Annotated in this window: 11 protein-coding genes; 1 reads left to right on the top strand and 10 read right to left on the bottom strand. The window is 41.2% G+C overall.

The features are described from left to right. Nucleotides 1-328 precede the first annotated feature (328 nt). Complete coding sequence (locus tag FRX97_RS09940; protein WP_147015065.1) at nucleotides 329-1192, top strand: phospholipase D-like domain-containing protein; 864 nt, start codon at nucleotides 329-331, stop codon at nucleotides 1190-1192. Nucleotides 1193-1218: 26 nt separating this feature from the next. Here the strand turns inward: FRX97_RS09940 and FRX97_RS09935 are convergent, their stop codons facing one another. The 10 genes from FRX97_RS09935 to FRX97_RS09890 form a co-directional block, all read right to left on the bottom strand. Beyond that, nucleotides 1219-1515: a winged helix-turn-helix domain-containing protein gene (locus FRX97_RS09935; protein ID WP_147015064.1), complete on the bottom strand. Its 297-nt coding sequence runs from the start codon at nucleotides 1513-1515 to the stop codon at nucleotides 1219-1221. Next, nucleotides 1502-2086, bottom strand: coding sequence for a hypothetical protein (locus FRX97_RS09930; protein ID WP_147015063.1), 585 nt, complete (start codon nucleotides 2084-2086; stop codon nucleotides 1502-1504). The genes FRX97_RS09935 and FRX97_RS09930 overlap by 14 nt, the downstream gene beginning before the upstream one ends. Nucleotides 2087-3169: 1083 nt before the next feature. Beyond that, complete coding sequence (locus FRX97_RS09925) at nucleotides 3170-3775, bottom strand: sugar transferase (protein ID WP_147015062.1); 606 nt, start codon at nucleotides 3773-3775, stop codon at nucleotides 3170-3172. Then, complete coding sequence (locus tag FRX97_RS09920) at nucleotides 3772-4980, bottom strand: DegT/DnrJ/EryC1/StrS family aminotransferase (protein ID WP_147015061.1); 1209 nt, start codon at nucleotides 4978-4980, stop codon at nucleotides 3772-3774. Before FRX97_RS09920 ends, FRX97_RS09925 begins: the two co-directional genes overlap by 4 nt. Then, a complete protein-coding gene (locus tag FRX97_RS09915; protein ID WP_147015060.1) occupies nucleotides 4977-6104 on the bottom strand; it encodes an O-antigen ligase family protein in 1128 nt (375 codons plus the stop codon). Before FRX97_RS09915 ends, FRX97_RS09920 begins: the two co-directional genes overlap by 4 nt. Before the next feature lie 16 nt (nucleotides 6105-6120). Beyond that, nucleotides 6121-7200, bottom strand: coding sequence for a non-hydrolyzing UDP-N-acetylglucosamine 2-epimerase (gene wecB / locus FRX97_RS09910; RefSeq protein WP_147015059.1), 1080 nt, complete (start codon nucleotides 7198-7200; stop codon nucleotides 6121-6123). Further along, nucleotides 7197-8420, bottom strand: coding sequence for a glycosyltransferase family 4 protein (locus FRX97_RS09905; protein ID WP_147015058.1), 1224 nt, complete (start codon nucleotides 8418-8420; stop codon nucleotides 7197-7199). The genes wecB and FRX97_RS09905 overlap by 4 nt, the downstream gene beginning before the upstream one ends. Beyond that, entirely contained in the window at nucleotides 8420-9508 is a 1089-nt protein-coding gene (locus tag FRX97_RS09900; RefSeq protein WP_147015057.1) for a glycosyltransferase, read from the bottom strand. Before FRX97_RS09900 ends, FRX97_RS09905 begins: the two co-directional genes overlap by 1 nt. Then, a complete protein-coding gene (locus FRX97_RS09895; protein ID WP_147015056.1) occupies nucleotides 9505-10623 on the bottom strand; it encodes a glycosyltransferase family protein in 1119 nt (372 codons plus the stop codon). Before FRX97_RS09895 ends, FRX97_RS09900 begins: the two co-directional genes overlap by 4 nt. Then, nucleotides 10620-11873 carry a lipopolysaccharide biosynthesis protein gene (locus FRX97_RS09890; RefSeq protein ID WP_147015055.1) on the bottom strand — a complete coding sequence of 418 codons (1254 nt, stop codon included), beginning with the start codon at nucleotides 11871-11873 and terminating at the stop codon, nucleotides 10620-10622. Before FRX97_RS09890 ends, FRX97_RS09895 begins: the two co-directional genes overlap by 4 nt. Between the last annotated feature and the right edge of the window lie 37 nt (nucleotides 11874-11910).

Raw genomic sequence — 11910 nt, 5'->3', positions numbered from 1 at the left:
TTGCTAACAGGAGAGTCCCCAAACTCACATAAGTAGTGAAATAAGAACCCTTATTCCTTGACTCTATGAATTGAATAAATGGGGGTGAATTTTCCTGATAAAAATATGTAGGTAGATTAATTAACCTGGTTTCCGTGTCTTTTGCAAAAACCCGATGTATGGGTGGATAATCAAGAATTGACCAAAACCTATTTTTGTAGATTACATTTACACCCAATAATAATACTACATAACACATATATTATTATTTTCACGACTTTATTTTGCTATTAAAGCTAGTTTTAAAACATTTCAACACTTTACAAAGTAGTCAAGAAATTATTTAAAGATGAGTAAGTTTTTAACAGGGAACGACTTAGATAATGCTATTTACGATACCATTTGGGAAGCAGACCGAATATTAATGATCGTATCACCCTTTATAAAACTTGATGATTATTTTAAAAAACTATTCGATAGGCACCTCAACAACCACAAGCTTCACATCATCATTGTTTTCGGTAAAAATCAAAACAATGTAAGGCGGAGTTTGAGTAAAAGGGACTTCGATTATTTTAAACAGTTCCAAAACATAAGCATCATCTATGTACCCAACCTACATGCAAAATATTATGGCAATGAAAAACAAGGGATAATTACCTCTATTAATCTGTACGATCATTCCTTTAAGAACAATATTGAGTTTGGAGTATTCTCCGAGCAAAACATTTTCGGGAAACTAAAACCAAATGCAGATAATGACGCTTGGAACAAATGCCGCGAAATTGCGGATACTAATGAAGTCGTATTCATTAAAAGACCGGTATATCACACTAAAAAGCTATTAGTTACTCTTAGCAAAAATTTTGTGACATCCGAGGTAATCGTTGACCACACAAAAAATTATTACAGCAGTGGGCATACCTTTGAAACAGAAACCAAAAAGCTCCCTGATTTCCCTTTAGAAATCGAAAGGGAATCAGAAGATTTAAAACGTCCTACTCGAGTAAGGAAAGAGGCCCAAAACCCAAGTATTGGTTACTGCATTAGAACAGGAAAAAAAATAAGATACAACCCAAAGGAGCCCCTAAGTAAAACAGCATGGTTATCCTGGAATGAATATAGAAATCCAGATTACCCTGAAAAATATTGTCATAAAACCGGGAAAAAATCATTTGGTAAAACATCCATGAGCAACCCGATTCTAGAATAAGTGGTTTAATCTGGTAGATGATAATTCTACCCCCCAACTCTCAAATAATCGTTTAAAGCGGCTACGTACTTTTCGAAGTTATCTATGCCGGTTTTGGTGATTTTGCAGGTGGTGTGGGGATAGTTGTTTTTAAAGGTTTTTTCTACCTCTATGTAGCCCTTTTCTTTGAGTTTACTCAACTGCACACTTAAATTGCCCTTGGTGGCTTTTGTTTTTTCTAGTAAGAAATTAAAGTCCGCCTGCTCCACTCCCATCAGTAGTGAGATTATGGCCAGTCTTAGCTGGTTGTGAAGCAGGGGATCTAATTTTTTAAAGGCTGCCATTTTCTTCTGCTCTTTTTAGCATCAATCCTGGAATGATGTACCCGAAGAATAAACTGATTGCAAATGTAAGGGGTAAGTAGTTGGACGGGATAAATAAGGCTATTAATCCAGCTACCCAAAATACGATGCCACCATAGATCAAAGGCCTAAATTTTATAAGTAAACCCGATGCCAAGGTTGGTAAACCGGTTAAAAACATTATCCATAATCCAGGGTTTTGCTTCTGTAAAACCGAGGCTATGATTATTAATACCAATGTAACGGTATAGGAACTCCAGATGGCCATTATGGCTCTGTCGTATAAAGTAAAATGCGTCTGTTGCATTCCCTGCTTGCGACCTACTACCCCGGCCCAAATTCCGCCAATTGCTCCTGCCACAGGCCATGCAATAAACGGACTGGCATATTGCTCTTGGGTTAACCAAAATTCTACCAAACCAGCTACCGCCATTACTATTCCCCATATCAAAAAGTAAATAGAAGTTTTTGAAAAGGACTTCCTGGCCTCTGCGATCATAGATGTAATCATGTGGATCTGATTCAACTCCGAACTGTTTTCTTGCTTTTCCATCAGTAAATTATTTTAAACTTATCGCAAATATAGACTAGTTTATTTTATAAACCAAATATTTGTTTGGGTTGGAAATTAAGGGTGAAGAGTGAACGGATGAGGAGGGATGAGTGGATGAAGGATGAAAAGATGAAGGATGAAAAGATGAAAAGGCCTAGCGGTTAACTTTTCTCGTGTACTAGTGTACTAGATGACTGGTATACTGGTTGGGCAGCCCCAGGTGATAGAAGGTTGTGTTCACTAAAGTGTGTCATAGGGTTTATCTCAGACCTAACCTCGTTCTGCTCCCGTTCTCTCGATACACCCACGCCAAAGCGTGTGCACTCGAGAACCGAGAACCAAAAGCTCCAACGCAATTCCCTTCGTGCTTTCAGCTTCCAACTTTCAGCTTTGAGCTTTGAGCTTTGAGCTACGAGCTAACAACTCAACAACTAACTACTAAACCACTGACTACTTACCACTGACCCTTGACCACCAAACCAACGCGGTCATTACGAGCGTAGCATAGCTAAGAGGGAAACCCCGTTTACTAGAGCGAGAAACAGTGCGAGAATGAGGTGCATCAACAACTCATTCTCATTCTCATTCTCGCTCTCCCCCGTTCTCTCGATACACCCACGCCAAAGCGTGTGCACTCGAGAACCGAGATTCGATAGCGCAGACTGCATTCGCTGCGTGCTTTCAGCTTTCAGCTTTGAGCTTCGAGCTTTGAGCTACGAGCTAACCACTCAACCACTAACTACTAAACCACTGACTACTGACCCCTGACCCTTGACCACCAAACCAACGCAGTCATTACGAACGTAGCATCGCGAAGAGGGAAACCCCGTATACCAGAGCGAGAAACAGTGCTAGAATGAGGCCCATCAACTACTCATTCTCATTCTCATTCTCGCCCTCCCCAGTTCTCTCGATACACCCACGCCAATGCGTGTGCACTCGAGAACCGAGACCCAAAAGCTCCAACGCAATTCCCTTCGTGCTTTCAGCTTCCAACTTTCAGCTTTGAGCTTTGAGCTACGAGCTAACAACTCAACAACTAACTACTAAACCACTGACTACTGACTACTGACTACTGACCAGCTACGAGCTACGTTCCCTCACAAAAATCTTCTGTACTGTAGCCCACAAAACACCCAGATCACTTAAGACTCCTCTCCTATTGGCGATGTACTCCAAGTTTATTTTAATCTTGTCGGGCATGATCTGATTGATATAAAGCTCCTCTGGATCCTCCGCCTGGCGCAACAATTCGGTCTCATCCATATATTTTACGGAGGCCCAATCGGTTATACCTGGCTTTACTTCCAATACTTTTTTCTGTTCCAGGTTGTACATGTTTGTGTAGCGCGGCACCTCCGGACGAGGTCCAACCAAGCTCATGTCCCCCTTTATTACATTAATAAGCTGCGGGAGTTCGTCTAACTTATACTTACGAATTACATAGCCCACCCGAGTTACACGAGGATCTCTATCTCCTAGTGTGAGCTGCCCCTTGCCTTCGGAATTTTTGTACATGGACCGAAACTTGTACAGGCCAAAGGGCTTTTCATTTTGGCCTACTCTTTTCTGAATAAAAAATGGAGGAAAACCATCTTCCAGTACTATGGCTAGCATTAACACCAAAAAAAGTGGGGAAAATAGAAGGAATAAGCTTAAAGCAATTGTAAAATCAAATAGCCTTTTCATCGCATTACTGCTTGTACTGCCTTTTTTACGTGGTCTACTACATAATCCACCATTTCATCGGTTAAATCGAAATATACCGGCAGTGAAATTTCGTTGGCAAAACAATTATAAGCGTTGGGATAATCCTTTATATCATACCCTTTATTCTTGTAATAGGACAACATAGGTAGCGGCAAAAAATGGACATTGGTTGCTATACCCTGCTCCGCCAAAATGGTAATTATTTTATCCCGATCCGCCTCTTTAGCATCCTTAATGCGCAGCCTAAATAGGTGATAAGAAGACTCCTTTACATTATCGGCAAATTCGGGAAGTAGGCATAGTTCCTCATCGGCCAATCCTTGAATGTATCGGTTACATATCTCTTTTCTTCTGTTCAGGGTTTCATCATAGCGTGCAAGCTCCACCAGTCCGATAGCAGCCTGCAAATCCGTCATATTACATTTGTATCCAGGATATGCAACATCGTATCGCCAAGCACCGGGCTGCATTTTTTTAAAGGCATCTTTAGATTGCCCATGCAGTGATAGCGTGCGTAGTTCCGCGTATAGCTCATGGTTATTAAAGGCCTCGAAATTAAGGCACACTGCCCCGCCTTCAGCGGTAGTCAGATTTTTTACCGCGTGGAAAGAAAACACCATTGCATCCACCTGTGAGCCCAACCTTTTTTTTCCGTACAAGGCTCCAAAGGAATGTGCTGCATCGGCCATAACCATTGGGCGACCTAACTGTTTTTGCCTGTCGTTTCTCGGTTGGAATAACGCTTTACCTTTTTCTAATGCCAAAGCCAGAATTTCGCAGTAATCGCAAGGCATTCCAGCAATATCCACCGGTACAATTACCTTGGTTCTATCGCTAATTGCAGCTTCTATAGCTGCTAAATTTATGTTTGCATCGGCATTGTTCACATCCACCATTACGGGTGTAGCTCCAACGTGTTCTACCACATTTGCCGTTGCGCAATAAGTGTAAGCCGGTACAATTACTTCATCGCCCTCCTGCACCCCAAACCATCTTAGCATCAACTCTAATCCGGCGGTGGCACTGTTTAAACATACGGTTGCACTAGCTTGAGTGTATGCTGTAATTTCTTCCTCGAGTTTTGCCGTTTTTGGTCCCGTTGTAATCCACCCACTATTAAGGGTATCAACCACCTCAGCTATTGTTTTATCATCTACCCTTGGGGGTGCAAATGGAATTTTCATGAACTCTTTCTTTTTTCCCTGTACGCCATGATGCAAAACGCCGTAACAACCGTTGTAACTCCCATCTGACGCTCCAAAGTACACTCAAAAAGCAGCGCAATGGCTATGGATATGGTTACAACCCAATTGTAAATATTAGGTTCGGGATAGCGTAAAAAATAAAGTAAGACCAGGCACAACGCCAATAAACCAAGAATCCCCCCTACTACAAATAGCTGTAGGTACTGGTTGTGCACGTTGGTATATCCTCTTTCTTTAAGAAAATCCATGCCATCCTCTTGCCACTTTGCATGTAGAAAGGAAGTTGCATGCTGCGCCCCCACGCCTCCGGGCATAATTTCACTTTTGTGGTCGTATACCGATTGCCACATGAGCAAACGTACATTGGTACTGCTTTTCGCCTTGCTTTTATCTTTAGCTGCAAGGGTTTGCACCATTTCTGTGGTGCGATTAATTCCTTTACCCATCATGCGAACCGTCCCACAAATGAGTGTGGCGCCCACTATGGTGTATACTAAATACTTTATTCCTCTATTATAAATAAAAGCGTGTACCAACATTACCAATGCCGTTACTATGGCCGCTATATGTATGGCTCTGGCAGAAAGCAAATACAACAGGGCAAGAAATAAAACTCCCAGGGCATAATCCCAAGTTCCTTTTTGCTTTTTCTGAATAAGCCATATCCACCCTATTAAGACCATTAATGCGAAATAACTGGGATGCATCCGTAGGGATAGGTTTCCATAGTAAAACTCACTGGCGTCCCCAGATATGGCAAAGCGGATTATCGCCGCAAGCAATAAGGCTGCCCCCATAATTCCAGCACCCCAAATCCATGTGTTTTTAAGGGTTCGGATATTTATTTCTTTAAAGCAGAAAAGTAATGGGATAAATAGGTAGTAAAACTTGTTTCTAACGGTATAAATACCATCGTATAGTTTGGGCTCATTCCATATGCCCCAAACGTATATTATTAGCAAAACCAAGAGCAGTAATGGGAGTTTCCCCATGGTTCTGAAATCGTTTCGAGAGAAATTTATAAAATGGGCAAGTACCAAGGTAACCAAAAGGATAATGGTGTACCAGGTTAGTGGAAAGGCAAGTAAAAATACACTTGCCATTGCCAACCACGTTGTTTTAGTGTGTCTCGAAATATTTATCAAGGCTATTAACTATCATTTCTCCTGCATTTCCCTTTCCGTAAAGTTCGAGTTCGGGAAAATTGGTTTCGTTTAAAAGTCGCTTTGCATGGCTTGTAAACTCCTCTCCACTATTGATTAGCGTGTTTACACCATTTTCAATTAACTCTACCCACTCGGTCTGCTCTCTCAGGGTTAGACAGTGCTTTTTAAAGAAAAAGGCTTCCTTTTGCAATCCACCCGAATCGGTAACCACAAATTTACAACGGTCTAACAACTGTACCATATCCAAATATCCAACTGGATCTATGGTTTCAAAATCTAACTTTAATCCTACTTCTGCCAATTTCTTTTTTGTTCTTGGGTGCAGAGGTAAAACCACCTTGGTTTCTTGATTTAACTGGTTTAGCGCATTAACAATAAAGGCCAAACGCTCGGGATCATCGGTGTTTTCTGCGCGGTGTATAGTACATAGCACAAAATTATTTTGAGGTAGTGATTTCACAAAGTCCGACGCCTCCCCTTTTTCTTTGTAGAACAGCGCTGCATCGTACATTACGTCGCCCGATTTTTCAATCACTGTGTCTATGTTATCGTATCCCTCGCGCTTTAAATTTTGAATGGCCGTTTCGGTGGGACAGTATAGTATATCCGAAATTCTATCGGTGAGAATTCGGTTAACCTCCTCGGGCATTTTCATGTTAAAAGAGCGCAACCCCGCCTCTACATGCGCAACAGGTATATGCATTTTCCTTGCTGCAAGGGCACCAGCGATCGTAGAATTGGTATCCCCATAAACCAGCACCATATCGGGCTCTTCTTTCTCAAAGACCTCTTCTAGTTTCTCGAGCATTCTTCCCGTCATGGCTCCATGACCTAAAGAATTAACCTCCAGATTATAGGCGGGTTTAGGGATTTCCATTTCCTCGAAAAAAACATCCGACATGTTTTTATCGAAGTGTTGTCCCGTGTGTATTATTTTTTCTTCGAATCCACTTGCTTTAGCAAAAGCTCTACTTACTACTGCAGCCTTTACAAATTGGGGTCTCGCCCCTACAATGGTTAGAATTTTTTTCATGCTTTATCTTTAAGATTTAACAGCCAAGTAATCAGCTCCTCGGCTATTTTATCTCTATCAAAATTTTCCGCTACGAACTTACGACCATTTTTACCGCTTTCCATCCGAAATTGCTCATCCTGATATAATTTCTCAATGGATTGGGCCATGTCTACAGCGCTTTCTGGGGTGTAAAACACACCACAATTTCCTCGGTCTATAAATAGCTCTTTCGCCTCCCCTTCTACACCTAATACCAAGGGGATTTCCATTGCAGCGTTCTCGAATATTTTGGAAGGAATTGCCCCCTGGAAAATGGGTAACCGCTTTAAGGGCACCAATGCACAAGAGGCATTCATTAAAATCCCTGGCATTTTATCTTTTCCAACGGGATCTAAAAAATAAACCTTATTTAAGCCCTTCTCTTTTGCTGTTGCCTTTAACTCATCCTTTAGCGGACCTGCCCCAAGAAACACAAAGGCGATGTCTTTTTCTTTTAGGATTTCTGCAGCATTTAAAATTACCTCCAAACCTTGGGCATGACCGTGAATTCCAGCATAAAAGCAGTAAAACTTATGTTCTGGAATGGCTATATCTATCTTGCTAATTTGCCGCCTATCGAAGTAAGTCAAATCTACCCCATTGGGCAGCCATTTCACCGTTTTATTTGGAAAACGACGCTGGATATCTTTTACGATCCCTTGGGTTTGCCCAGTTATTAAATGCGCCTTTTTGTACAACCAAGCCTCTAGTTTATAAGCCGGTTTTAACATAAGTGGATTAGTCACTAAGCCAAGTGATTCGGCACTTTCCGGCCATAAGTCGGATACGTTAAAGATGAATTTTGCCTTCAACCTTTTACTTAGGAAATAACTGGATATCCCTAGAAATAAGGGAGGAGATTCGCACAAGACAAAATCAAAATCCCCTTTTAAATGCTTGCGACCTATTTTATACGAGCTCCAAACAAAGGAAAAATAATTTCTAAGTCGAGAGGTTATGGCCTTACTTTTACTCACATAAATGGAGGATCTATGAACGGTAAGTCCACCCATTTCCTCTTTCAAATAGCTTTTGTTTTCATAGCCCGGCATTATTTCCATTTGTGGATAATTGGGCATAGCCGTAAGCACCTCTACCTCAACTCCCTTTTTTACCAACCGGACTCCTAATTCATAAAGTCGATTTTGTGGAGCCCCTACTTCAGGGGGAAAGTATTGTGAGTGGATTAAAAGTTTCATTACCCCAGTATTTCGCGATACGCAGCTAACTGCTGTTGTACATTCAATTTAAAGTCGAAGTGGTTTTCAACAAAAGCCCGTCCCTCATTACCCATCTTTTGAATCATCTCCGGATGATCGATATAATATTTCATTGCCCTTTCGCAACGCGTTGCCGTTAATTCCTCTATCATTATACCCGTTTTATTGGGCTCCATGGTTTCGGGCAAGCCCCCTTTGTTGGAGACGATAACGGCCAAACCACATGCTTCGGCCTCTAACACCGATACTCCAAAGCTTTCGCTCCTAGAGATATTAATAAAAACGTGGTTTTGATTGAGTATCTCTGGGATTTCACCGGGCTGTTTTCGACCCAAAAAGGAAATGCCACGGTCTAGATATTTCCCTGCCAACTTTTTGTAGTTTGTCTCCTCTGCACCTCCTCCAACAACGGTTAGAGTGCATTTTAAACTCGGATGTTGATTTAGCAAATTTACAAAGGCTAAGACGGCAATATCTATACCATAGGTATGCTCCAAGCTCTTTACTATAACAAAACGAATTCCCTCGGAAAGTTCTGGTTTAGAGTGGGGGCGGAAATGAGTTAAATCTATCCCAAAGGGAATGAGCTTTGATTTTCCAGCAACTCCAAAACCCTTCAGTTTCTCCATCATAAGTGCACTGGATGAAAAAACCGATTTCGACCGCTTTAAAATCATGGTCAAAATGGTTTTGTGCAGGTAAGACCTATTGGGAAAGACCAATAAATCTGACCCCCAAACTGAGACTACATAGGGCCTAAAACGAGATAAGTAGGCTAACAACCCATACGACGTTGCATAATGAACATGGATTAAATCGGGCTGAAAGGACTTGATGGTCTTTTTAAGTTGAGGCAGCACTTTTAAATAGGTGCTTTTATCAAATGCCGAAGCGTTCGATTTTACAAGGGTATCCGCCGAAAAAGAACCTATTCCCAGCTCTTTCAATGCTGGCGAAATGTCTCTAAGACTAAAAAGAAAAATCTCCACATCTCTCCCATGGATGGCACTTACCCACTTTATAGTGTGAGAGGAACTTCCATCGGCTAAAAACAGGATCCTTTTCATGCGCCTACCTCCATTTTAGCCATCAATTGCTTACAGACTGCTTCCCATGTAAATTCCTGGCGTACCTGTGCTACCATTTCCTTTTTTCCGGAGATCTCGGAAAGCTCACGGGACAAGTTTTTCAACACCCGTAGTACATCCTCTTTATTGGGTTTTGTAATCCAACCTATGCCTTTTTTTGCTATTAAATCTGCACTAATCGTTCCTTCCATGGCGAGCATAGGCAGCCCGTTACAAATGTATTCTGGTATTTTTATGGAGTAAGACAGCTTACCATATCCAGAAGGTAGAAGCGGAAACAACCCTATATCCATTTGAGGGTAAACCTCCTGCAAACCTTTATGATCTTGATGGATCACTTTTAATCTTGGAATTTTCCCCAATCGCAACTTCTCCTTCTCGTATTCTGGCTTCCTACAACAAAGGGTGAGTTCCATATCTTGTGGTAACTGCTCTAAAGCACCCAAAAAGGCATCGCTTATATACATGCTGCTAACCCCTCCAACATAAAAGAGTTGAATCGGCTTTTGAGTTTGCGTTTGGGGATGCTCGTTAAAAATCACACCTCCAGGTGACAAAGGGGTAGATTTAAGCTGGTGCTTTTGAAGTAAGTAATCGGCAAAGGGTTGAGATGGAACATAAAGGTGGATTTTCTTTTCCTTCAAAAACCTCAACTCCTTGGTTCCATACTTTTTTAAATAATGTAGGATGTAGCGCTTTTTAAGTAGCGGTAAGTTTTTATACACCTCATCAAAATCCCAATAAATATCGCGGTAGAAATAATGTATAGGAAGCGATTGGGCGAGTAAATACTCCAATAAATCCCTTTCGGTTGCATCATAAAAGTAGCGTTTGAATGGGAGGATTCCTTTTTTCTGGATATGTAAACCAAGGGGAAGCGTTCTGTTTTCTACGTATACCGCATCGTACTTAACTCCTGAGGCTATGCTATTTTTTAAGGCAACGATCCTTTCCTTAAAATCCGCCCCTTCACCAGAAACACAAAAAACATCTGCAAATTTTCTAAGATGAGCCAACATTTTAGCAGGCCTTAAATTGCTACCTGCATTTTTAGCTTCCACCTTACCCGAATGAATGAATATTATCTTTTTCATTTCCCTGAATTCTGTTTTGCGATAAATAGAATCCACAATAATTTAACGAGCATACCTATACTTTGAACCAGCACTAGAAACCCAAGAACTTCGTAAAAGCCCCAAGATAATTCAGCCAATTGCCAAATACCAATTAGCGAAAACAACGAAATCGCCAGACTTATTCTAAAAAATGTTTTTTGTCTTTTTAATATGGTGGGAATGGTGCTAACCGGCGATGCAATAAAATTTAAACCCAACCAGGGCGCCATGTAAGATGCGTAATTACCAGCCTCTGCCCAATCCTGCCCCAATACAAAGGCAAAAATTTCTTCGCCGAATAAAAATAATGTTCCAAATCCTACGGTAGAAATTAAGAATAAAAGGCCCGTTACGCGTAAAATCAAAGAAAAATAGGCCTCTCCAGCATTGTGAGCCTTTGAAATTTTCGGATACAAAGCCTGACCGATAGAAGCTCCAAACAACTGCAGCGGTATTCTAAGATATCGTAGCGTAAATGCAAAAAGACCGAGACTCCAGGCACCAAAGTAGGCAGATATCAAGGCTAACAAAATCAACTTTTCACCTTCATCCGTTAGTCCGTGAGGTAAATTTGCTTTGGGAAACTCCTGCCACACCTTCATCTGTTCCCTTTCCGATTTTGAACTTTTGAAACGGAATCCATTCAACTTTTTCTTTAAGCTTTTCCATCCCATAAAAATTGGAAAAACTAGCCCCAGTAATTGTCCCCATAATAATCCAAGGGAACCCATTCCGGCATATCCACCTGCCACTTTAACCAACTGATTACTGGTGGTTGAAACAATTTTAATACTGGATATCTTTTTAAAATTTTCAGCCCGAATTAAGCTCTGGTTAATGATGGAAAACAAGGTGGTTACCGCTACTAATGGTCCCAAATAAACAAGTAGCGTTTCCAAGCCCGCATTATCCATCAATTGGGCCACGTCCGATTTAAAAAGCAGTGTTAAAATCAAAATCGCGCAACTAAACATTAATGAAAATCGCAGGGCTATAGTGGCCAAATTAGCGCTGTGCTCTTCCTTTTTAGGTAGCACCATAGCCAATTCATATCTCAGGGATGCTAACACCACTGCAAATGCCAAAAGCTTTGCAAACAACTCAAAACTCCCAAAGTCTTCTGGGGTGTATAGCCGGGTTATAATGGGTGCAGCTATAAAGGGTATAATTAATGCAAACACATTGCCCGACAAGAGTATTGCTACATTTTTAAAAAGGCCAGTTCGCATTTAATGGGTGAATTGCTTTGAGGGCTTAAAAGTAAAA

Origin of the sequence: Luteibaculum oceani (assembly GCF_007995015.1) — a bacterium.
Lineage (GTDB): Bacteria > Bacteroidota > Bacteroidia > Flavobacteriales_D > Luteibaculaceae > Luteibaculum > Luteibaculum oceani.
Note: the sequence above shows the minus strand (reverse complement) of the source record. Positions and strands in the feature narration are given on the sequence as shown.